The sequence below is a fragment of the Shewanella xiamenensis genome, assembly GCF_014647135.1.
GTDB classification, from domain to species: domain Bacteria; phylum Pseudomonadota; class Gammaproteobacteria; order Enterobacterales; family Shewanellaceae; genus Shewanella; species Shewanella xiamenensis.
This window is the reverse complement of the sequence record NZ_BMOP01000012.1, coordinates 33,434-54,418: the sequence shown is the minus strand read 5'-3', so window position 1 is coordinate 54,418 and position 20,985 is coordinate 33,434. Positions and strand designations below refer to the sequence as shown.

Below are 20,985 nucleotides of genomic sequence, written 5' to 3'. Positions count from 1 at the left end.
CGCGCACGCCTGTGATAGTATTCGCTCCCTGTGTTTTGTGAATTAAATTAAGTCGTTTCATGCTAAGTAATATTCGGGTGATTTTAGTGGGGACATCGCACCCCGGCAATATTGGCTCAACCGCCAGAGCGATGAAGACGATGGGGTTATCAACCCTGTATCTTGCCGAACCAAGATGTGAAGTGGACGGTCAATCCATTGCCTTGGCCGCAGGCGCTTCGGACATTTTAAAACATCTGGTTAAAGTGAATTCCTTAGAAGAAGCCATCGCCGATTGCAGTTTGGTGATTGCCACCAGTGCCCGTAGCCGTACCTTGGATTGGCCTATGCTCGATCCGCGAGAAGCGGGACAAAAGCTGGTGACCGAAGGGATAACTGGGCCTGTCGCCATCGTCTTTGGTCGTGAAAATCATGGGTTAACTAATGAAGAATTACAGCAATGTACTTACCATGTGGCGATTCCTGCTAACCCTGAATACAGCTCATTGAACCTCGCGCAGGCTGTGCAAATCATTTGTTATGAGACGCGTGTGGCACATTTAGCCCAAACGGCGGTGTCACAAGAGGTTGAAGAATATCCACTCTCTGCCGATCTTGAGCGTTTCTTTGTACATCTTGAAAGTACTTTATCATCGACTGGCTTTATTATTAAAAACCATCCCGGCCAAGTGATGACAAAGTTACGCCGTCTATTCAGCCGTGCACGTATCGAAAGTCAAGAAATGAATATTCTTCGGGGAATTTTGACTTCGATTGATAAAGTGGTGGGTAATAAACAAAAATAGCCAAAGCAAATTTGGTAAATAACGGTAATCGCGAAGGATTGAGTAATGGGTGTGATAGCTAGGCTAAAAGAAGACATTGAATCTATATATCACCGTGATCCCGCGGCGCGTAGCGCCTTTGAGATCTTGGTTAATTATCCTGGCATGCACGCCATTTGGCTGCACCGGATAAGCCATAAATTATGGAAGCGTGATTGGCGCTTAATGGCTCGTTGTTTATCGACTTTTTCGCGTTGGTTGACCGGAGTGGAGATCCATCCTGGTGCTACTATTGGCGATCGTTTCTTTATCGACCATGGTATGGGCGTAGTGATCGGTGAAACCGCTGAAATTGGCGATGATTGCACCTTGTATCACGGCGTGACATTGGGCGGCACCACTTGGCAAGCAGGTAAGCGTCACCCAACACTGGGTAATAACGTCGTTGTTGGTGCTGGCGCCAAAATCTTAGGTCCTATCACCATGCATGATGGGGCGCGTGTCGGCTCAAATTCTGTTGTAGTAAAAGATGTGCCTAAGGATACGACAGTGGTTGGTATTCCTGGGCGTGTGGTAGCAACGCCCTCACCACAATCAAAAGAAAAATCCGAACGCCGTAGTGCTATGGCTAAGAAGTATGGTTTCGATGCTTACGCGGTCTCACCTGATAATCCCGATCCCGTTGCTAACGCGATTGGTCAAATGCTGGACCATATGCATTTGATGGACTCAAAGGTGCAGGAATTGTGTCAAGCTATCCAGCGTTTAGGTGGCGATGTGTGCACCGAAAGATTGCCAGAGCTGAATGTTGGCGATTTTAACGATGTCGAAAAGGCGGCTGCTGATAAGCGCCAAAGTGCGCTTGATGAGTTTGATCCAAGTATATAGTCCTGAAAATAGTAGAGTAGAAGCAATTTCATTAGAGTGTCACCACTCTGCTAACGCTTTTATTTCGATAGTGCAAATCCCATTGCATAGCTTTTGAACACTTTGGGCATGCGTGCTCTGCTTTCATTTCAAGATAGTGCGTTAGATCCCGATATCAGGCCAATTTGGGTGATTAATTGCCCCTTTGGCATTGAATCTTAGGGCAGAAAAAGGTTAAATACCCCACCAAGATGAAAGGGTATTGGTTAACGGCACGCTTAAATACTTGAGTGTTTTACTCGGTTTTATACTTGACTGATTTACTCGGGTATGTTGAAATAGCTCCATACCTGTTCGGGAGCTATGGTAGTTATGAAACTTACATCTAAAGGTCGTTATGCAGTAACCGCAATGCTTGATGTGGCTATCCACTCAGCTTCAGGACCAGTTCCCTTGGCGGATATCTCTGAAAGACAAGGGATTTCGCTTTCCTATCTGGAACAACTCTTCGCAAAGTTACGCAAACATGGCCTAGTGGCAAGTGTCCGTGGTCCTGGTGGTGGTTACCGTTTAGGCCTAGAGGCAAATGATATTTCTGTTGGCATGGTGGTTCATGCCGTTGACGAGTCTGTCGATGCGACTCGTTGTCAAGGATTAGGCAATTGCCAGAGTGGAACTCGCTGCTTAACGCACTCGCTTTGGGGCGATTTAAGCAAACAAATTTCAGATTTTTTAGATGGTATCAGTCTTGCGGGCTTAATGCAGAAACGAGATGTGCAATTTATTTCGCTTAAGCAAGACACTATGCAAAAGGAGCAAAGAGTCAGCTTATAGGCTTTTTGTTATACGATAAAAATTATTTTTGTACGTTGTATGTAGCCTCGGCAGAGACTGCTAAGTACGGAGTGTGTTATGAAGCTTCCTATCTATTTAGATTATGCCGCCACCACGCCTGTTGATCCGCGAGTTGCGGAAAAAATGTTCCAATACATGACGATGGATGGCATTTTCGGTAACCCAGCATCACGTTCTCACCGTTATGGTTGGCAAGCTGAAGAAGCGGTAGATGTCGCTCGCAACCAAGTGGCTGATCTTATCAATGCAGATCACCGTGAAATCGTGTTTACCTCTGGTGCAACTGAGTCGAATAACCTCGCCATTAAAGGCGTTGCGCATTTCTACAATAAGAAAGGCAAGCACATTATCACCAGTAAGACTGAACACAAAGCTGTGTTAGATACTTGCCGTCAACTTGAACGTGAAGGTTTTGAAGTCACCTATTTAGAACCAGAATCTAACGGCATTATTCCGATGGCGCGCTTAGAAGCGGCAATGCGTGACGACACTATTCTCGTCAGCATTATGCACGTCAACAACGAAATCGGTGTGATCCACGATATCGATGCAATCGGTGAGTTATGCCGTTCAAAAGGCATTATTTTCCATATGGATGCGGCGCAAAGTGCTGGTAAAGTACCGATTGATGTGCAACGCACTAAAGTAGATCTGATCTCCATTTCTGGCCACAAAATGTATGGTCCTAAAGGGATTGGTGCCTTGTATGTTCGTCGTAAACCTCGTATCCGCTTAGAAGCGCAAATGCACGGTGGTGGTCATGAGCGGGGTATGCGTAGTGGTACTCTGCCAACTCACCAAATCGTCGGTTTAGGTGAAGCTGCGGCGATTGCAAAAGCTGAAATGGCAACAGATGACGCGCGTATTGCTAAGCTGCGTGACAAATTATGGAATGGCATTAAACACATTGAAGAAACCTATATCAACGGTGATATGACTCAGCGTGTGAGTGGCAGTCTCAACGTTAGTTTCAACTATGTTGAAGGTGAGTCACTGATGATGGCCTTAAAAGATTTAGCGGTTTCATCGGGTTCGGCTTGTACCTCAGCCAGTTTAGAACCGAGCTACGTGTTACGTGCACTGGGCTTAAATGATGAAATGGCGCATAGCTCGATTCGTTTCTCTATCGGCCGTTTTACCACCGAAGAAGAAATCGACCACGCTATTGAAGTTATTACTCAATCTATTGATAAATTAAGAGAAATGTCTCCATTGTGGGAAATGTTTAAAGATGGCATCGACCTGAATCAGGTGCAGTGGGCCCATCATTAATTCGACTAATGACAATAGATAATTTTGGAGCAGTATCATGGCTTACAGTGAAAAAGTGATAGATCATTACGAGAACCCACGTAACGTTGGTTCTTTCGATAAAAACGATCCTTCAGTCGTAACCGGTATGGTGGGTGCACCAGCTTGCGGTGACGTGATGAAGTTACAACTGAAAATCGGTGCTGACGGCATTATCGAAGATGCTAAGTTCAAAACCTATGGTTGTGGTAGTGCGATTGCATCAAGCTCACTGGTCACTGAGTGGGTTAAAGGCAAGACAATTGAGCAAGCTGCGGCGATCAAAAACACTGATATAGCTGAAGAGTTAGCTCTGCCACCCGTAAAAATCCACTGTTCTATTTTGGCTGAAGACGCCATTAAAGCGGCGATTGACGAGTACAAATCTAAACAAGCTAAGTAACATCTGGAGTTAAGATGGCAATTACAATGACCCCAGCGGCAACTGAACGCGTCAGGTCTTTCTTAGCAAATCGAGGCAAGGGCATTGGTCTGCGCCTCGGCTTAAAGACGTCAGGCTGTTCAGGTATGGCTTATGTGCTTGAGTTTGTTGATGCACTGAACGATGACGATGAAGTATATGATATTGATGGTGTAAAAATCATTATTGATGCGAAAAGCTTTATCTATCTTCAGGGCATTGAATTGGATTTTGTTAAAGAAGGACTGAACGAAGGTTTCCAATTTAACAACCCGAACGCAAAAGGTGAGTGCGGTTGCGGTGAGAGTTTCACTGTTTAATTGCCGAATTGACGCATGAATTATTTCGAGCTGTTTAAGTTTTCTCCTACCTTCGATATTGACACCGCATTGCTTGCAGAACGCTACCGCGACCTGCAACGTGCGGTTCATCCCGATAAGTTTGCCAATGATACCGAGCAACAACGGTTGTTGTCGGTGCAACGCACCGCACAAGTCAACGACGGTTATCAAACCCTAAAAGACCCCATCCGCCGTGCTGAGCATATGCTCTCCCTGCGTGGTATTGATTTAAGTCATGAGACCACGACAGTGAAAGATACTGCATTTTTAATGCAGCAGATGGAATGGCGTGAAGCACTTGAAGATATTCGTGATAGCGCCGATCCCCAAGCCAGCATTGATGAACTGTACGATTCTTTTGCGACTTACCGCGCTCAGTTGAATAAAGTATTGGCTTCACAGCTGAGCAGTGGCCGTGACGAAGACGCCTTGCTAGCGGCAGATCAAGTTCGCAAACTTAAATTTATGGCAAAATTACACGATGAACTGACGCGTATCGAAGACGCGTTGCTCGATTAATTTTTCTTATTGCAGTTATTTTGCCGATTCCGATTGATTTGAGTCGGCGTTACTAAGTTGGATACATATGGCCCTTTTGCAGATTGCTGAGCCCGGACAAAGTGCCGCGCCGCACCAACATAGACTTGCCGTTGGCATCGATTTAGGTACAACCAATTCACTTGTGGCTGCTGTACGCAGTGGCGTAACGGCAACCTTGCCTGATGAAAACGGACAGCATTCTTTACCTTCGATAGTTCGTTACACTCATGATGGAATTGAAGTGGGTTATGTGGCGGCGTTAAGTTCAGCGCAGGATCCTAAAAACACTATCGTTTCCGTTAAACGTTTCATGGGGCGTAGTCTTGCGGACATCCAAGCTGGTGAGCAATCTTTCCCATATCAATTCGAAGCCAGTGAAAATGGTTTACCGCTGTTTGTGACGCCCCAAGGTCGAGTGAATCCGGTGCAAGTTTCTGCCGAAATTTTACGTCCCCTAATTGAGCGCGCCGAAAAAACCCTTGGCGGTGAGCTGCAAGGCGCAGTGATCACTGTGCCTGCGTATTTCGATGATGCCCAGCGTCAGGGAACTAAGGATGCAGCATCGTTATTGGGTATTAATGTTTTACGCCTATTAAATGAACCCACTGCGGCTGCGATTGCCTATGGCTTAGACTCTAAGCAAGAAGGTGTTATCGCCATTTACGATCTCGGTGGCGGCACCTTTGATATTTCTATTTTGCGTTTAAACCGTGGCGTATTTGAAGTACTGGCTACGGGGGGCGATTCGGCGCTCGGTGGTGATGATTTTGATCATCTTTTACAAGCACATATGCAACAAGTGTGGCAACTGACTGATATCGACTCTCAGTTAAGTCGCCAGCTATTGATTGAAGCACGCAGGGTGAAAGAAGCCTTAACCGATTCGAGTGATACTGAGGCTAGTCTTACCCTTGCCGATGGTTCGGTGCTCAAACAAGTGGTTACTAAGGCGCAATTTGAGAGCCTCATCGCTGCGCTTGTGAAGAAAACCATCGCAAGTTGTCGCCGCACCCTACGTGATGCGGGCGTAACGGCTGATGAAGTGCTTGAAACCGTCATGGTTGGCGGCTCTACCCGCGTGCCTTTAGTACGTGAGCAAGTTGAAGCCTTTTTTGGTAAAGCGCCATTAACTTCAATCGATCCTGACCGTGTTGTCGCCATTGGCGCGGCGATTCAGGCTGATATTTTGGTTGGTAACAAACCCGAATCTGAATTATTACTGCTCGATGTGATCCCCTTGTCGTTAGGGATTGAAACCATGGGCGGTTTAGTGGAGAAAGTGGTGTCTCGTAACACGACTATCCCCGTGGCACGCGCCCAAGAGTTTACCACCTTCAAGGATGGGCAAACGGCGATGGCGTTCCATGTCGTGCAGGGTGAGCGCGAGTTAGTTGACGATTGTCGCTCTCTAGCACGCTTCACTTTAAAAGGTATTCCACCGTTAGCGGCAGGAGCTGCCCATATCCGGGTGACCTTCCAAGTGGATGCTGATGGATTATTAAGTGTGACGGCCATGGAGAAATCCACTGGCGTGCAATCGAGCATTCAGGTCAAGCCTTCGTTTGGTTTATCGGATACTGAGATCGCGACTATGCTCAAAGACTCGATGAAGCATGCTAAAGAAGATATCAGCCGCCGTATGCTGGCTGAGCAGCAAGTTGAGGCGGCGAGGGTGCTTGAGTCCTTGAATGCGGCGCTCTCTAAAGATGGTGACTTACTCACAAGCGATGAGCGTCAGCAGATTGATACTGTGATGGCAGAGCTGGTTCACGTCGCTGGCGGTGATGATGCTGATGCAATTAAAAATGCGATCGAAACTCTTGATGAACATACTCAAGATTTTGCCGCAAAACGTATGGATAATTCTATTCGAGTGGCCTTTAAAGGTCAGTCAATTGACAAGATATAGGTGATGTGATGCCCCAGTTAGTCTTTCTTCCCCATGCTGAGTTGTGTCCCGATGGCGCAGTGTTGGAAGCTGAAGTAGGTGAAACGATTCTCGATGTGGCGCTGCGCAATGGCATCAATATCGAACATGCCTGTGAAAAATCCTGTGCTTGCACTACGTGCCATTGCATTGTGCGTGAAGGATTTGATGAGCTAGAGCCAAGTGATGAACTTGAAGACGATATGCTTGATAAAGCTTGGGGACTCGAGCCTGAGAGCCGCTTATCCTGTCAGGCTAAAGTGGTAGATTGCGATTTGGTGATTGAAATGCCTAAATACACTGTCAATATGGTGAGCGAAGGCTAAGTCACTTTTGTGCTGAAATCGCCAAAAACCAGTCCTAGTGACTGGTTTTTGGCTTTTGTAGACTAGCATTTGCGCAAGCAATAATAGCCATGATTGATTTATCCTTAAGCAAGCGTATTATGCGCTCAAAATGAAATGGTTGTCGGAGACCAGAATGAGAATCGCGATCCTATCGCAAGGGCCTGAGCTATATTCCACAAAGCGACTCGTTGAGGCTGCGACATTACGTGGTCACGAAGTCAAAGTGATTAATCCGCTCGAATGCTATATGAACATCAATATGCGCCAATCGAGCATTCATATTGGTGGTGAAGAATTACCGCCCTTTGATGCGGTGATCCCACGCATAGGCGCATCAATTACTTTTTATGGCTCTGCGGTATTGCGCCAGTTTGAGATGATGGGCGTCTATGCGCTCAATGATTCTGTCGGCATTTCGCGCTCCCGCGATAAGCTGCGTTCAATGCAGTTGATGTCACGTCGTGGTATTGGTTTGCCGATCACCGGCTTTGCGAACAAGCCAAGCGATATTCCTGATTTAATCGATATGGTTGGTGGTGCGCCGCTAGTGATTAAATTGCTTGAGGGCACTCAAGGTATTGGCGTTGTTTTGGCTGAAACCCGTAAAGCGGCCGAAAGCGTGATTGAAGCTTTTATGGGATTAAAGGCTAATATCATGGTACAAGAATATATCAAAGAAGCTAACGGTGCGGATATTCGTTGTTTTGTCCTTGGTGATAAAGTAGTCGCCGCGATGAAGCGCCAAGCCATGCCTGGGGAATTTCGCTCAAACCTCCACCGTGGTGGTACGGCGAGTTTAGTTAAACTCACGCCAGAAGAACGCTCAGTGGCTATTCGTGCCGCTAAGACCATGGGCCTGAACGTTGCGGGGGTGGATTTATTGCGTTCCAACCATGGCCCATTAGTGATGGAAGTGAATTCTTCACCAGGCCTTGAAGGGATCGAAGGTGCTACAGCTAAGGATGTCGCTGGGGCGATAATCGAGTTTGTTGAGAAAAACGCAATTAAGACAAAAAAAACAACTCAAGCGTAAAGTGAGTGGTGATTAAGCTAAACTCAGGTGAAATGCGTTGAAATGTCCGTTTGCATAGGGGAAAGAGGATGTCATTAAAGTGGATTGATTCATTAGATATCGCCTTGGAATTACTAGAAAAACATTCAGATGTTGATCCCCGCAAACTGCATTTTACCGAGTTGTATGAGTGGGTGTTAGCGCTAGAGGATTTTGATGACGATCCTAAACATTGCAATGAAAAGGTATTAGAAGCTATTCAACAATGCTGGATCGAGGAAAAATAACATCAGTTACTCACCTTGTTGTTGCGGCAACTTGTCCACGAAAAAACTAATTTGTGTGACATTCATCACGCTTATTTGGCTGTGAAATGGGATTTTAGTCGGAGTTTGATCAGTATCAACTTCCTTTTTATTGAATAACGTACCTTGTTACTTATCGGTTAAGCAGTTAACCGCTTAATATTATTCTCGCAACGCAAGGATGTTCACATGAAACTTTTGTTTGCTATGTTATTCACACTGTTACCCGCGTTGGCATGGGCTCATCCTGGTCATGGCGGTGTCGGTTTATTCCATCATTTGCTCGATTTAGCGCCAGCGGTTATTTTGGTTGCTTTGATTGCTTGGGCAGGAATTTGGGCAAAAAATAGAAAGTAAGCTAATTTGATAATACTTACTCCTGTATTTATCTCCTTAGAGATATCTCGATAATAAATTGCCAGTTGCCCTTAAATGACAACTGGCGTTTTTTTGTGTGATCAATCTGGTTACAAATCCAGCCAATGTGCGCAATATCTCAGACTTATGTGCTTTAAAGATAGGATTTACTTTTTAAATTTCGTATAATCCGCGCGAATTTTTTCAAACTTGCTGACAAAGGAAGCTTGTTATGGCGATCGAACGCACATTTTCTATCATTAAGCCTGATGCTGTTGCTAAAAACCACATCGGTGCAATCTACAACCGTTTTGAAACTGCTGGTCTGAAGATCGTTGCAGCTAAAATGTTACACCTGACTAAAGAACAAGCTGAAGGTTTCTATGCTGAGCATAGCGAGCGTGGCTTCTTCGGCGCTCTGGTTGCTTTCATGACTTCTGGCCCAATCATGGTTCAAGTATTAGAAGGCGAAAACGCTGTTTTAGCTCACCGCGAAATTTTAGGTGCAACTAACCCAGCTCAAGCAGCTCCAGGTACTATCCGTGCTGATTTCGCTCAAAGCATCGACGAAAACGCAGCTCACGGTTCAGATTCTTTAGCATCTGCAGAACGTGAAATTGCTTACTTCTTCAGTGCTGAAGAACTGTGTCCACGTACTCGTTAATTTGAGTGCGGACCGAAGAAGGGAGCCTTAGTGCTCCTTTTTTATTGGCTGGAATTGGCTAACGGAATCGCGTTGGCGTGTTTGTAATGCACTATTTTTATTTGGTTTTTAAATTTTTTTAAATTTCTTCCTTGAAATCCGCTTTCCTATCCTTATATCTATTGCAGGATCGCTCGATGAGGATCCCAATCGATTCTGTGCCGTTAGGACAGAAGTTAATTTAGGCGAAACAAATGTGTGTTTTCAACCTGAAAACCGTTCGCCAATTTCCCATATTGCTTAAGATAAGGATATGAATATGCGTACTTATGATTTAACTCCTCTTTACCGTAGTGCTATTGGTTTTGATCGTTTAGCCCAGATGGCAGAACATGCTGCCGCGAATAATGGCAACTCAGGTTATCCTCCATATAATATTGAACTCCTCGGCGAAAATCGTTATCGCATTACGATGGCCGTGGCAGGATTCTCGATGGAAGAGCTTGAGATCAGTAGCGAAGGTGAGAAATTACTGGTTAAAGGCAATAAGGCCGAAAGCCAAACTGAGCGTAAATACCTATACCAAGGTATTGCCGAGCGCGGTTTTGAGCGCACCTTCCAACTGGCGGATTATGTGACTGTATTGGGTGCCAGCTTAGAGAATGGTTTATTGAACATTGATTTAGTGCGTGAGATCCCAGAAGCGTTAAAACCACGCAAGATTGAAATCACCACCTCGCGCTTATTAGATAGTCAATCCTAATTCAGCATCGCGCGGATAAGGAAGGGGAGCTAAATGCTCCCCTTCCTTTTTGTTATCTCTTATCTGGCTCGAATTGGAGATGTTTTCTAAGCGTTATCTTAATAAAAGTTCTTTAGGCTTTCATCGCTTTTTCGCCGCGAGCTAAGCCGACAACGCCCGAGCGTGATACTTCAACGACTTTGGTCACTTCACCCATGGAATGAATAAAGGCATCGAGTTTTTCGGTCGTGCCCACCAATTGGATGGTGTAAAGATTGGCGGTGACATCGACAATCTGCCCACGGAAGATATCTGCGGTGCGCTTAATTTCTTCCCTAAGCTCCCCTTGGGCACGGACTTTAACCAGAGCCAGTTCCCGCTCAATATAAGCTGACTCGGTAACATTCGACACCTTAAGCACATCGACCAACTTGTGCAGTTGTTTCTCGATTTGCTCAAGCACTTTCTCATCTGCAACCAGTGAGATATTAAGACGTGACAAGGTATTATCATCGGTCGGCGCCACGGTTAAGCTTTCAATGTTATAACCGCGCTGGGAAAAGAGGCCGACAACACGGGATAGGGCGCCGGACTGGTTTTCGAGTAATACAGATATAATTCGACGCATTAGCATTTCTCCGTTTTGCTTAACCACATTTCATTCATCGCGCCGCCGCGGATAAGCATCGGATATACGTGCTCAGTCTCATCCACCATAATGTCGATAAATACCAGTCTGTCTTTCATGGCAAGGGCTTCGGCCATCTTAGACTCAAGCTCAGCAGGATCGCTAATCGTCATACCAACATGGCCATAGGCTTCGGCAATTTTGGCGAAGTTGGGTACCGAATCCATATAGGAATGGGAATGGCGACCCGAGTAGATCATATCCTGCCACTGCTTAACCATGCCGAGGAAACGGTTGTTTAAGTTGATAATTTTAACCGGCGTATCGTATTGCAGAGCGGTTGAAAGCTCTTGAATATTCATCTGAATCGAACCATCGCCCGTTACGCACACGACGGTTTCGTCTGGCATCGCCATTTTGACCCCCATGGCTGCGGGTAAACCAAAGCCCATGGTGCCAAGGCCACCGGAGTTAATCCAATGGCGGGGTTTATCAAAGGGATAATAGAGTGCGGCAAACATTTGATGCTGGCCCACATCCGAGGCGACATAGGCCTCACCATTAGTGAGTTTGTAGAGAGTTTCAATCACTTGCTGTGGTTTGATCCGATGACTTTCCTTATCGTATGCCAAGCAGTTACGCTCGCGCCACACAGTGATTTCTTGCCACCATTGATTGAGCGCCTCGCTATCGTTGCTCTCCTTCGATTCTTCAAGCAGGGCTAACATGCTGTCTAATACAATATCGGCCGAGCCAACGATCGGGATATCCACTCGTACGGTTTTTGAAATCGATGAGGGGTCGATATCAATATGTAAGATGGTGGCGTTAGGGCAGTATTTTTCGATGTTGTTGGTGGTTCTGTCATCGAAACGCACGCCAATTCCGAAGATAAGATCGCAGTTATGCATGGTCATGTTAGCTTCATAGCGACCGTGCATCCCCAACATACCTAAGCTGTTTTTATGGGTGCCAGGGAAGGCGCCAAGGCCCATTAAGGTGCTGACAACGGGGATATTTAACTTTTCTGCTAGGGTTAAGATCTGCTTTTCACTGCTAGAAATAATCGCACCGCCACCCACATAGAGCACGGGTTTTTTCGCTGCTAATAATGCCTGTAATCCTCGACGAATTTGACCTTTATGGCCCGATGTCGTTGGATTATAGGAGCGCATTTTTATGCTCTCGGGGTAAATATAGTCGTGCAGTAATGCCGGATTGAGGCAATCCTTGGGCAAGTCTACCACGACGGGGCCAGGACGACCCGTGGAGGCAATATAAAAGGCTTTTTTAATGATCTCAGGAATTTGAGTGGGATCTTGGACTAAAAAGCTGTGTTTGACGACTGGGCGTGAAATCCCAATCATGTCGCATTCTTGGAACGCATCGTTACCGATTAGATTGCTCGGCACTTGGCCAGATAACACCACTAATGGAATCGAATCCATATAGGCAGTGGCGATGCCAGTAATGGCATTGGTGGCTCCTGGGCCTGAGGTCACGAGTACTACGCCCACTTTACCCGTGGCGCGGGCATAACCATCGGCCATATGCACGGCGGCCTGTTCGTGGCGAACCAGGATGTGTTCAATACCGGGGATAAGGTGCAGGGCGTCGTAGATATCTAACACTGAGCCGCCAGGATAACCAAATATGTGCTTTACCCCTTCATCAATAAGGGAACGCACAATCATGCTGGCGCCGGATAACTTCTCCATGTGAAACTCCTATTGCATAGTACCGTTACGGTAAACAGTATCTTGTTACAGCGACGGTAATCGCTCTAAAAATAAGCCTGAAGGGTAATTCAGACTCCGTTTGCTGAACTTGAAATCATCGATTTCAAGCGCTCATCCCTTTGGATGCAGCAGCTGTTGCAATGAACAGAATTTCATCATATTCAAAAAAGAACACATTTCAAGGGTTTTCTGTAAAAAATAACCAACTTGAGACAATTTCATATTTAGGCGCGATAAATGCTCATGAAACGGGAGTTTTTGTGTGGGATAATTTTATTTAATCACTTTAATTAGAATGGGTTAGGTGGTGTATAATGAAAAACGGCACCTGAGCGCCGTTTGTTTAGGGAAGGCTTAATTTGTTACAAATCAACCACAAAAGCGATGTAAACTATGATTGCTTCGCTTACGCGGCATAAAGGCGCAGATTATTGCTTTGGTTTGGCTTGATGAGTCTGTCGGTTAAATTGACAGAATCCCACCAATAATACCGCCGTCAACATTAATGCCGAGAAGGGCACTGCGGTGCCATTGTAAAACAGCGCGAGTAATGGTCCTGCAAGGGCACCAAAGCCAAATCTTAAGGTGCCAATCACCGCCGTTGCCGTGCCGGTTTCCTGCTTAAATTTCATTAACACAATGGCATCAGCATTAACTGACATAATGCCAAGAGAACCCATCAGTGGAATAAGCATTAATACCGTAAAGTGGTAACTGAGACCCAATAAATTCACTCCCAGTAAACCTGCAGCTGCGAGCGCTCCTAAGAAAGTCGACACGTGCAACATCCTTAACGAGCCATAACGGCCCACAATTCGGGTATTGATGATATTTGCCAGCATCAGAGCGCCCACATTGGTACTAAAGAGTAGGGCAAATAAGGATTTATCTAATGAAAAAACCTCCATATAGACAAAAGGCGATGCCGTTAAATAACAGAAAAAGGCAAAGGAGGTGAGCACTCCGCTGGCAATATTCATTTTGACGCCTGGGCGTGAAAACACAGTGGCATAGGCGCCCAAAAAAGATTTTTGGCTGCGGCTACTTTGATCTTTATCGCTGGGCATTCTCAGCAGCGTAATGACCAACATCAGTAATAACAGGGCATAGGCTGATTGGATAAAGAATATCAAATGCCATTCGCCAAGTTCGAGGATAAGACTACCAATACTGGGGGCTAATAATGGCGCTAACATCATGATCAAACTGACATAAGACATACCTTTAGCCGTGTTTTCACCATAGACTTCTTTGATATAGCCAGGGACAACCACAGTGGCCGCTGCGCCGATAAAAGCTTGTAAAAAGCGCAGGCCCAAAAACACTTCAATCTGCTCAGCTAAGCCTAACAACAGGCTAGCTAACATAAAACCTGATAGCCCCATAATCACCATGGGACGACGGCCAATACGGTCAGCAAGCGGCCCAAAGCACAGCATGCCGAGGGCATAGCCGCCTAAGTAAACACTCAAGGATTGTTGCACTAAGGTGATATCGGTATGAAAGCTATGGGCAAGTGTTGCCATAGCGGGCAAATACATGTCAATCGCGAGCGGCGTGATCGCGACAATGGCGGCAAGCATTGGGATAAGCAAGGCCAAATGGGGAATATTACGCTGTGTGGTTGAATTAGTTGACGATTGTAGGTCCACAGTTACCTCGAGTGGCGAAAGAAGGCGATATAAAGTGTTATGTCACTCGAAAATCAAAATTGTAGGGTAACAATTTTGCCTATTGGCGACTCATTTCGCCTCGATTGACATAGCATATCGTGCCATGAGCATTGGAGGATTATAGGGGAGAAATGAGTGACCAGCGTAGACCCAACCAACAGTTGAACTGAGTGATTGGTCTTGTCATCGAGTATAAGGATATTAAGCCATAACATAGTAAAACGCTCAGCCGAATAAGCCAATCTCGATGACGATATCTTTACACTTAAATTGTAACCAAAATCGATTTACTGCCTTTTTATTGCATTGATGCACCAATGTACGCCTGAGCGTCATTCCTTCGACTGGGATTGTCACGTCACCGTCATCTATATGTCATCTAACCGTCTTGAATGCGGATTAGTTTATTGGGCTTTAGTTTAACCCTACGACTTATAACAACACATTCAGGAATGAAGCAATGAACACAAAACGACTGCCGCTGGCTGGTGCGATACTGGCAAGTTTACTCCTTAGTGCCTGTAATGGTGATGACGGTACCAATGGTGAACAGGGGGATAACGGCTTAAATTCATTAGTGAACGTGACTCCACTCTCTATTGGTGATGCAAACTGTCCCGCAGGTGGTCAACGTATCGATACCGGGCTTGATGCGAATCGTAATGGTAAGTTGGAAGAGACTGAAATCGATGCGGCGCAAACACAATTTATTTGCCAACCTCAAGCTGCGGGAGTCACAGCCGAGCTGATTGGCCGCCATCAAACGGGCGTTTATGGCCTGAGTGCAGCTGAGATTGTCGAATATCACAGTACTTCTCAGCGTATTTTTGTGGTTAATGCGAGAAGCGGTAAAGTTGACATTATCGATGCTCACTTACTTGGTAATGCGACCACGGCAACTGCGCCATTAGCCTTGAATAATCTTGATAAGTTCGGCGAGCTGGATGTCGCCAAGGATGTGGGTTTAAGTTTTATGGGCAGCGTTAACAGTGTCAGTATTTCTGGTAACTTGTTAGCGGCGGCCATTGAGCGCGGCGATGCGGCGGGCAATAAGACTCAAGCCAATGGTTATGTGGCTTTCTATCAACTCAATGGCAATGACGCGCCGCAGTATCTCAGCGCGGTAGAAGTTGGTGCATTACCGGATAACGTGGTGTTTAGCCATGATGGCAAAACGGTACTCGTTGCGAATGAAGGCGAACCAAATCAAGACTATAGTGTCGATCCTGAGGGCAGTGTAGCGATTATTGCCATTGCGGATGGCAAACCCGCAGCAACGGCGACGCTAGTGACATTCACCGAATTTAATCAGGGTAATGCTCGCTATAATGAAATCACCAAGGACATTAAAATCAATGGCCCTATGGCCACAGTCGCGCAGGACTTAGAGCCTGAATATATCAGTGTCAGCCCCGATAACAGCCGTGCCTTTGTGAGTCTGCAGGAGAACAATGCCATCGCTGTGATCGATATCGCCAATGCCAAAGTAACGAAGATTTTACCCTTAGGGCTGAAAGATTACGGTCTTAATGTGAATAAAATTGATGCAAGTGATAAGGATGATATGATCAACCTTCAGGCCTATACGGGCGTGTATGGCATGTATCAGCCCGATACCGTAGCGAGTTACCGTTGGAATAATGCTGATTTTATTGTTACCGCAAACGAAGGGGATTCCCGCGACTATGCAGGGTTTTCGGAGGAGGCCCGTGCCGGAGACTTAACTTTAGATCCTAATCATCCACAATTTGCTGCCGCAAAAGATAAGACCCAATTAGCCCGTTTGAAAGTGACTAAGAGTATGGGTGATGACGATAACGACGGCGATTATGACAAAATTGTGAGCTTCGGCGCGCGTTCTTTCTCAATCTGGACCGCCGATGGTCAACAGGTGTTTGACAGTGGCAGCGATTTTGAGCGGATCACCGCAGCCTTGTTAGGCAATAACTTCAACAATAACAATGAAGAAAACAAAGGCGATAGCCGCAGTGATGATAAAGGATCCGAGCCAGAAGCCTTAGTTCTAGGCAAAATTGGCCAAAAACGCTATGCCTTTATCGGGCTTGAACGTACCTCTGGTTTTATGATGTACGACGTGACAAATCCTTTTGATGTGCATTTTGTGGATTATGTAGTAAACCGTGATTTTGACTCGAGTTTCAGCATTAATACAGATACAGGTGAAGTGAAAGGTGATGCCAGTTTAGCGGGAGATTTAGGGCCAGAAGGCATGAAGTTTGTGAGTGCCGAGAAGAGTCCTAATGGTCAGCCTCTGTTGATCATTGGTAATGAAGTCAGTGGCACAACCAGCGTGTACCAGATCAAGGTGCAATAGCCATAGCTTCTGTTCAAGGTGCGATAACTTTAGATCTCAACATCTTAAATGCTTGTAAGTAAGCTTAAAACGCCAGAGCATCACTCTGGCGTTTCTTTTTGCTTCTTTCTCGCGATAAAAATGCAAGGTTAAACGACTGAATAGGCGTTTTGCTTGAGTGCGTTAAAGGTGGATTCGATGCATTCGAGCGCAAGCTGGAATTGGGTATCGTTTTCGGCGCCACCTAAACTTAAACGGATAAAGTTATCATGACAGTTAAAGTCATCCCCATTGCGGATCAGTACACCTTTTGCTGCTAAGGCGGTCACCAGATGATGGGCTTTAATGTCTTCGGGTAACTGGATCCAGCCATTTAAACCCCGCCAGCGCTGAGTTAACCCTAGCTTGTCGCCCAATGCTATGCATTGCTGCTGACGCGCGCGAATAATTGCATCGCGATTGGCCGTGATGTGCCCGCGCTTAATCAGCTGACAGGCTAACTCCACATTGAGCGGTGAAACCATCCAACATTGGCTATGAATGGCGAGGCGCAATGGCGCGATAAGCGGCTCGGGTACGAGGATAAAACCTTGCCTTAAGCCCCCTGAAAACAGCTTAGAAAGGCTTGAAATGTAAATGACCCTCGGCACATTCAGCGTCTGCGCTAACTGCCACAGTGGAGGGTGCCATTCCTCGGGGAGAGAATAATTCACATCATCTTCAATGATATAAAACTGGTACTGCTCCGCGAGTGCCAACAGTTTTTCTCTCTGTTGCTCACTGTATTGAATGCAAGTGGGGTTTTGATTGTTGAGGGTTAAGTACACCAATTTAGGTTGATGGATTTGTACTAAAGCCTCGAATCTTGCCAGATCGACTCCGTCAGCGGTTAATGGCACGCCAATGCTATTGATATCCAATTGTTTCGCGCAAATACGCACACCGGGATAGCTGTACTGCTCGTGCAGTAGCACCTCGCCCTTGGTGAGGAAGGCATTAAGGCAGGCAAAAATGGCCTGTTGCCCACCATGGGTAAAGATCAGTTGCTCGGGTTGCTGTTCAATACCGCGTTGTAAAAGCCAGTGGTGGAATATCTGTTGATGTTGATCTAAGGGGCTGGCGCGATAGCCAAGGAGTTGACTCAGTTTCGCTGGATCCTTAGCCAGTTGGCTTAGGCAATCACTCAGCGTACTTATTTGATCCGTCAGCGGTTGCTGACAAGTCGCCATATTGAGCTGCAAATGACTGAGCTCTGGCACGGGAGAGGCGTTGACATAGGTACCATCACCGATACGCGCTTCCACATAACCGCGTTGCTCCGCTAGAGCATAGGCCCGAGTGACAGTGCCTATGGTCACTCCAAGTGCATCGGCTAAACGCCGCTGTGGTGGGAGTTTTGTGCCATGGGGCAGGGTCTTACACAAAATGCCTTGTTCGATCGCACTGACCAGACGTTGATATTTAGGACCTATAAATGCTTCTAGATCCGGCGTCCAAATTGTACCCATGACAATAAATCCATTGATCTCCGCTAATCTCCCTATATTATTTATTGTATCTTTTATTGTCAAACATTGTATGCATACAATTTAGGTGTTTATGGATATTCAACTTTTTAATGATCCACAACTCTGGACTTTAATGGCCTCAGCGGCACTTTTTTGTGCAACCATGACCATGACTCCGGGGCCGAATAATATTTTACTCGCCAGCTCCGGCGCTCATTTCGGGGTGATGCGTACCATTCCACATATTGCAGGGATCCGCTTAGGTTCGACCTCTTTGCATCTGTCGGTGTTATTGGGTCTTGGCGCTTTATTCGAGGCGTTTCCCGTGTTGCATCAAGCGCTAAAGTACGCAGCGTTACTATATTTGTTGCACCTTGCCTATCGATTAGTCACCACTCCTGTTAAGGCGGCGCATTTGGATGACGGGCGTCAGCCGATGAGTGTGATGGAGGCGGCGCTGTTTCAGTGGATTAATCCTAAATCTTGGATGTCGACCATTACACTTTGTAGTGCGTTTACCTTAGGGGGCGATGGTTTTTGGCTCAGTGCATTACTAGGCGTGTTAGTGTTTAATCTGGTGGGATTTCCCGCGTCCTTCACTTGGGTGTTTGTTGGTGCAGCAATCAGTAAAAAACTGAATACGGATAAACGTCGACGCCATTTTAACTGGTTTATGGGCAGTTTATTGTTAGTTTCATTGCCGATGATCCTGCGGTAAGCAGAGCTAATTAGGCTAAAAGCTTAAATATTCTGGGATACTGACTCGCTTAATGATTGGCTTTATGCCATAACCAACATAATATTGATGGCTTTTTTAGATAACGGTTTTATATACCTAAATAAACTGAAGAAGTTGGTGCCGTGGGTATTGCACCGATATAAGGTGAGTTATCTAACCATAACAAGTTAGCAATTGACTTGGGAGTATATGGAGGTTAGCGCGTGAAGTTTCCCAGTTTAGTATCATTTATGCCTGGTTTGGCGCAGATGCTGCAGTACGAGAAGCAATGGCTCAGGGATGATGTTCGAGCCGGATTATCCGTGGCGGCGGTCGCTTTACCTGTAGCCATTGCCTATGCACAACTTACAGGGGTTAATGCCGCTGTCGGTTTATACTCCTGTGTATTGCCAATGTTAGTGTATGCATTGTTTGGTACTTCTAGACAATTAATCGTTGGTCCCGATGCCGCGACTTGTGCCGTGATTGCCGCAGTTGTGACGCCACTTGCTGCTGGCGACAGCATGAAGCACTGGCAACTCGTGATGACCATGACGGCCATGACCGGTTTTTGGTGTTTAATCGCCAGCCGTTTTCGCCTTGGCGTCTTGGCGGACTTTCTCTCAAAACCGATTTTAATGGGGTTACTTAATGGTGTGGCGATCACTATTATCGTCGGTCAATTCTCAAAGATTTTTGGTTTCACCTTCGATGAGCGTTATTTGATTGAGCGCTTATCCGGTGCGCCTTCCTATCTCACCAAAACACACTGGCCCACCTTATTGATGGGATTGGTGACCTTAGCCACCTATGCCTTAATAAAACGTTATCGTCCACAATGGCCTGCTTCAATGTGTGCAATGGCAATGGCTGCATTTTTGGTTTGGGCCTTTAACTTAACCAGCTTCGATATCAATGTGGTGGGCGAGGTGAGTGCAGGCTTACCTTCGTTTCAAGCGCCGGTTTTTAATATTGGTATTGCCCGTGAACTAGTTGTGCCTGCGCTTAACTTAGCCATGGTGAGTTTTGTGAGTATGATGCTTACTGCACGCAGTTTTGCGGCTAAAAATGGCTATGATATCGATGCGGACAAGGAGTTTCGAGCCCTCGGCATTGCCAATATTGCTTCAGCTTTATCACAAGGTTTTGCGGTCAGCGGTGCTGATTCGCGTACAGCTGTCAATGATGCTAACGGCGGTAAAAGTCAGCTTGTATCAATCATCGCGGCGTTATTGATTGCGATCGTCGCGTTGTTTTTTACTGCACCATTGAAATATATCCCCAGTTCTGCGCTTGGGGTCGTGTTGGTGATTGCCTCAATTTCATTGATTGATTTAAAGGCGCTGTGGAACCTGCGCGTACGGGATCGCTCCGCCTTTTTACTCGCCTGTACAACCTTGTTTTCGGTGCTGTTTATTGGGGTGATCCCTGGTATCACCTTAGCGGTATTGTTGGGCTTATTCCAATTTTTAGCGACTGTGATGCGTCCTACCGATCAAGTACTTGGACTAGATCATAAAGGCGTTATTCGCAGTGTGGATGATTCGGGTAAGGCTAAATCTGTCCCCGGCGTATTTATTTACCGTTTCAATTCACCATTAACCTACTTTAACGCCACTTACTTTAAACGCCGCTTACTGGAGAAGTTTATCCGTGAGCCTGAACCCGTCGATTGCATCATTATTGATGCCGTGCCGTGTTTTACCCACTTGGATTTAAGTGTGATGGCCATGCTTGCAGATCTCCATCAATTATTGAAGAAGCGTGGTATACGTTTAGTCTTGGCGGGGCGTAAAAGGCAGATGCTTGGCTGGTTTGAACAGGCGGGGATCCCGTCAGGCGAAGGCGGCATTTTAATTCGGCCAGATTTATATCTTGCGCTGAAAATGAACCAAAGTTACAAGCAAGCACTAGCTGAAGGCCAAGCACCTGTTATCAAAAAAGCGCCTGAGGATGATGTGCTACTTCATAGTCATTTATAGGATACTATTTTA

General features: G+C 46.1%; 21 protein-coding genes. 17 read left to right on the top strand and 4 right to left on the bottom strand.

Going from position 1 to position 20,985, the window contains the following annotated elements:
• Positions 1-59: 59 nt before the first annotated feature.
• From trmJ to IEY09_RS11910, 14 genes are all read left to right on the top strand, one after another.
• Complete coding sequence (gene trmJ / locus IEY09_RS11975) at positions 60-785, top strand: tRNA (cytosine(32)/uridine(32)-2'-O)-methyltransferase TrmJ (protein ID WP_188871209.1); 726 nt, start codon at positions 60-62, stop codon at positions 783-785.
• Between the two features lie 45 nt (positions 786-830).
• The gene (gene cysE, locus IEY09_RS11970; RefSeq protein ID WP_037418369.1) at positions 831-1,652 is read left to right on the top strand and encodes a serine O-acetyltransferase; all 822 of its coding nucleotides are present in this window, start codon (positions 831-833) and stop codon (positions 1,650-1,652) included.
• Positions 1,653-2,003: 351 nt separating this feature from the next.
• Positions 2,004-2,465, top strand: a complete 462-nt coding sequence (gene iscR / locus IEY09_RS11965; protein WP_006081858.1) for a Fe-S cluster assembly transcriptional regulator IscR — start codon at positions 2,004-2,006, stop codon at positions 2,463-2,465.
• Positions 2,466-2,543: 78 nt separating this feature from the next.
• Complete coding sequence (locus IEY09_RS11960; protein ID WP_037418361.1) at positions 2,544-3,758, top strand: IscS subfamily cysteine desulfurase; 1,215 nt, start codon at positions 2,544-2,546, stop codon at positions 3,756-3,758.
• Between the two features lie 37 nt (positions 3,759-3,795).
• On the top strand, positions 3,796-4,179 hold the full coding sequence (iscU, locus tag IEY09_RS11955; protein WP_011072277.1) for a Fe-S cluster assembly scaffold IscU: 384 nt from the start codon (positions 3,796-3,798) through the stop codon (positions 4,177-4,179).
• A gap of 14 nt (positions 4,180-4,193) precedes the next feature.
• Complete coding sequence (iscA, locus tag IEY09_RS11950) at positions 4,194-4,517, top strand: iron-sulfur cluster assembly protein IscA (protein WP_011072278.1); 324 nt, start codon at positions 4,194-4,196, stop codon at positions 4,515-4,517.
• A 15-nt stretch (positions 4,518-4,532) separates the two neighbouring features.
• Entirely contained in the window at positions 4,533-5,057 is a 525-nt protein-coding gene (hscB, locus tag IEY09_RS11945; protein WP_188871207.1) for a co-chaperone HscB, read from the top strand.
• A gap of 67 nt (positions 5,058-5,124) precedes the next feature.
• Positions 5,125-6,987: a Fe-S protein assembly chaperone HscA gene (hscA, locus tag IEY09_RS11940; RefSeq protein ID WP_069454854.1), complete on the top strand. Its 1,863-nt coding sequence runs from the start codon at positions 5,125-5,127 to the stop codon at positions 6,985-6,987.
• An 8-nt stretch (positions 6,988-6,995) separates the two neighbouring features.
• Positions 6,996-7,331 (top strand): ISC system 2Fe-2S type ferredoxin, encoded by a 336-nt coding sequence (gene fdx / locus IEY09_RS11935; RefSeq protein WP_037418353.1) that lies wholly within the window; start codon positions 6,996-6,998, stop codon positions 7,329-7,331.
• Positions 7,332-7,485: 154 nt separating this feature from the next.
• A complete protein-coding gene (gene rimK / locus IEY09_RS11930; RefSeq protein ID WP_037418350.1) occupies positions 7,486-8,385 on the top strand; it encodes a 30S ribosomal protein S6--L-glutamate ligase in 900 nt (299 codons plus the stop codon).
• Positions 8,386-8,453: 68 nt separating this feature from the next.
• Positions 8,454-8,651, top strand: a complete 198-nt coding sequence (iscX, locus tag IEY09_RS11925; RefSeq protein WP_037418347.1) for a Fe-S cluster assembly protein IscX — start codon at positions 8,454-8,456, stop codon at positions 8,649-8,651.
• A gap of 207 nt (positions 8,652-8,858) precedes the next feature.
• Positions 8,859-9,026 carry a hypothetical protein gene (locus IEY09_RS11920; RefSeq protein WP_037418345.1) on the top strand — a complete coding sequence of 56 codons (168 nt, stop codon included), beginning with the start codon at positions 8,859-8,861 and terminating at the stop codon, positions 9,024-9,026.
• A gap of 232 nt (positions 9,027-9,258) precedes the next feature.
• Complete coding sequence (gene ndk / locus IEY09_RS11915; protein WP_011072285.1) at positions 9,259-9,690, top strand: nucleoside-diphosphate kinase; 432 nt, start codon at positions 9,259-9,261, stop codon at positions 9,688-9,690.
• 298 nt (positions 9,691-9,988) lie between these two features.
• The gene (locus tag IEY09_RS11910; RefSeq protein ID WP_037430809.1) at positions 9,989-10,432 is read left to right on the top strand and encodes an Hsp20 family protein; all 444 of its coding nucleotides are present in this window, start codon (positions 9,989-9,991) and stop codon (positions 10,430-10,432) included.
• 112 nt (positions 10,433-10,544) lie between these two features.
• Here the strand turns inward: IEY09_RS11910 and ilvN are convergent, their stop codons facing one another.
• From ilvN to IEY09_RS11895, 3 genes are all read right to left on the bottom strand, one after another.
• Positions 10,545-11,039 (bottom strand): acetolactate synthase small subunit, encoded by a 495-nt coding sequence (gene ilvN, locus IEY09_RS11905; protein WP_011072288.1) that lies wholly within the window; start codon positions 11,037-11,039, stop codon positions 10,545-10,547.
• The gene (locus IEY09_RS11900) at positions 11,039-12,757 is read right to left on the bottom strand and encodes an acetolactate synthase 3 large subunit (protein WP_109277758.1); all 1,719 of its coding nucleotides are present in this window, start codon (positions 12,755-12,757) and stop codon (positions 11,039-11,041) included. The genes ilvN and IEY09_RS11900 overlap by 1 nt, the downstream gene beginning before the upstream one ends.
• A gap of 449 nt (positions 12,758-13,206) precedes the next feature.
• Positions 13,207-14,430, bottom strand: a complete 1,224-nt coding sequence (locus IEY09_RS11895) for a multidrug effflux MFS transporter (RefSeq protein WP_188871205.1) — start codon at positions 14,428-14,430, stop codon at positions 13,207-13,209.
• A 481-nt stretch (positions 14,431-14,911) separates the two neighbouring features.
• On the opposite strand from IEY09_RS11895, the gene IEY09_RS11890 reads away from it, so the two are divergent.
• Positions 14,912-16,786 (top strand): choice-of-anchor I family protein, encoded by a 1,875-nt coding sequence (locus IEY09_RS11890; RefSeq protein ID WP_188871203.1) that lies wholly within the window; start codon positions 14,912-14,914, stop codon positions 16,784-16,786.
• A gap of 128 nt (positions 16,787-16,914) precedes the next feature.
• Here IEY09_RS11890 and IEY09_RS11885 read toward each other — a convergent pair whose 3' ends face one another.
• Entirely contained in the window at positions 16,915-18,273 is a 1,359-nt protein-coding gene (locus IEY09_RS11885; protein WP_188871201.1) for an aminotransferase-like domain-containing protein, read from the bottom strand.
• Between the two features lie 91 nt (positions 18,274-18,364).
• Between IEY09_RS11885 and IEY09_RS11880 the strand changes: the two genes are divergently transcribed.
• Positions 18,365-18,991: a LysE family translocator gene (locus IEY09_RS11880; RefSeq protein ID WP_188871199.1), complete on the top strand. Its 627-nt coding sequence runs from the start codon at positions 18,365-18,367 to the stop codon at positions 18,989-18,991.
• Between the two features lie 224 nt (positions 18,992-19,215).
• Positions 19,216-20,973, top strand: coding sequence for a SulP family inorganic anion transporter (locus tag IEY09_RS11875; protein ID WP_037418330.1), 1,758 nt, complete (start codon positions 19,216-19,218; stop codon positions 20,971-20,973).
• The last annotated feature ends 12 nt before the right edge of the window (positions 20,974-20,985 follow it).

Coding starts and splice junctions, on each gene's coding strand:
- trmJ (WP_188871209.1), top strand. CDS start 60: ATGCTAAGTAATATTCGGGTGATTTTAGTGGGGACATCGCACCCCGGC.
- cysE (WP_037418369.1), top strand. CDS start 831: ATGGGTGTGATAGCTAGGCTAAAAGAAGACATTGAATCTATATATCAC.
- iscR (WP_006081858.1), top strand. CDS start 2,004: ATGAAACTTACATCTAAAGGTCGTTATGCAGTAACCGCAATGCTTGAT.
- IEY09_RS11960 (WP_037418361.1), top strand. CDS start 2,544: ATGAAGCTTCCTATCTATTTAGATTATGCCGCCACCACGCCTGTTGAT.
- iscU (WP_011072277.1), top strand. CDS start 3,796: ATGGCTTACAGTGAAAAAGTGATAGATCATTACGAGAACCCACGTAAC.
- iscA (WP_011072278.1), top strand. CDS start 4,194: ATGGCAATTACAATGACCCCAGCGGCAACTGAACGCGTCAGGTCTTTC.
- hscB (WP_188871207.1), top strand. CDS start 4,533: ATGAATTATTTCGAGCTGTTTAAGTTTTCTCCTACCTTCGATATTGAC.
- hscA (WP_069454854.1), top strand. CDS start 5,125: ATGGCCCTTTTGCAGATTGCTGAGCCCGGACAAAGTGCCGCGCCGCAC.
- fdx (WP_037418353.1), top strand. CDS start 6,996: ATGCCCCAGTTAGTCTTTCTTCCCCATGCTGAGTTGTGTCCCGATGGC.
- rimK (WP_037418350.1), top strand. CDS start 7,486: ATGAGAATCGCGATCCTATCGCAAGGGCCTGAGCTATATTCCACAAAG.
- iscX (WP_037418347.1), top strand. CDS start 8,454: ATGTCATTAAAGTGGATTGATTCATTAGATATCGCCTTGGAATTACTA.
- IEY09_RS11920 (WP_037418345.1), top strand. CDS start 8,859: ATGAAACTTTTGTTTGCTATGTTATTCACACTGTTACCCGCGTTGGCA.
- ndk (WP_011072285.1), top strand. CDS start 9,259: ATGGCGATCGAACGCACATTTTCTATCATTAAGCCTGATGCTGTTGCT.
- IEY09_RS11910 (WP_037430809.1), top strand. CDS start 9,989: ATGCGTACTTATGATTTAACTCCTCTTTACCGTAGTGCTATTGGTTTT.
- ilvN (WP_011072288.1), bottom strand. CDS start 11,039: ATGCGTCGAATTATATCTGTATTACTCGAAAACCAGTCCGGCGCCCTA.
- IEY09_RS11900 (WP_109277758.1), bottom strand. CDS start 12,757: ATGGAGAAGTTATCCGGCGCCAGCATGATTGTGCGTTCCCTTATTGAT.
- IEY09_RS11890 (WP_188871203.1), top strand. CDS start 14,912: ATGAACACAAAACGACTGCCGCTGGCTGGTGCGATACTGGCAAGTTTA.
- IEY09_RS11885 (WP_188871201.1), bottom strand. CDS start 18,273: ATGGGTACAATTTGGACGCCGGATCTAGAAGCATTTATAGGTCCTAAA.
- IEY09_RS11880 (WP_188871199.1), top strand. CDS start 18,365: ATGGATATTCAACTTTTTAATGATCCACAACTCTGGACTTTAATGGCC.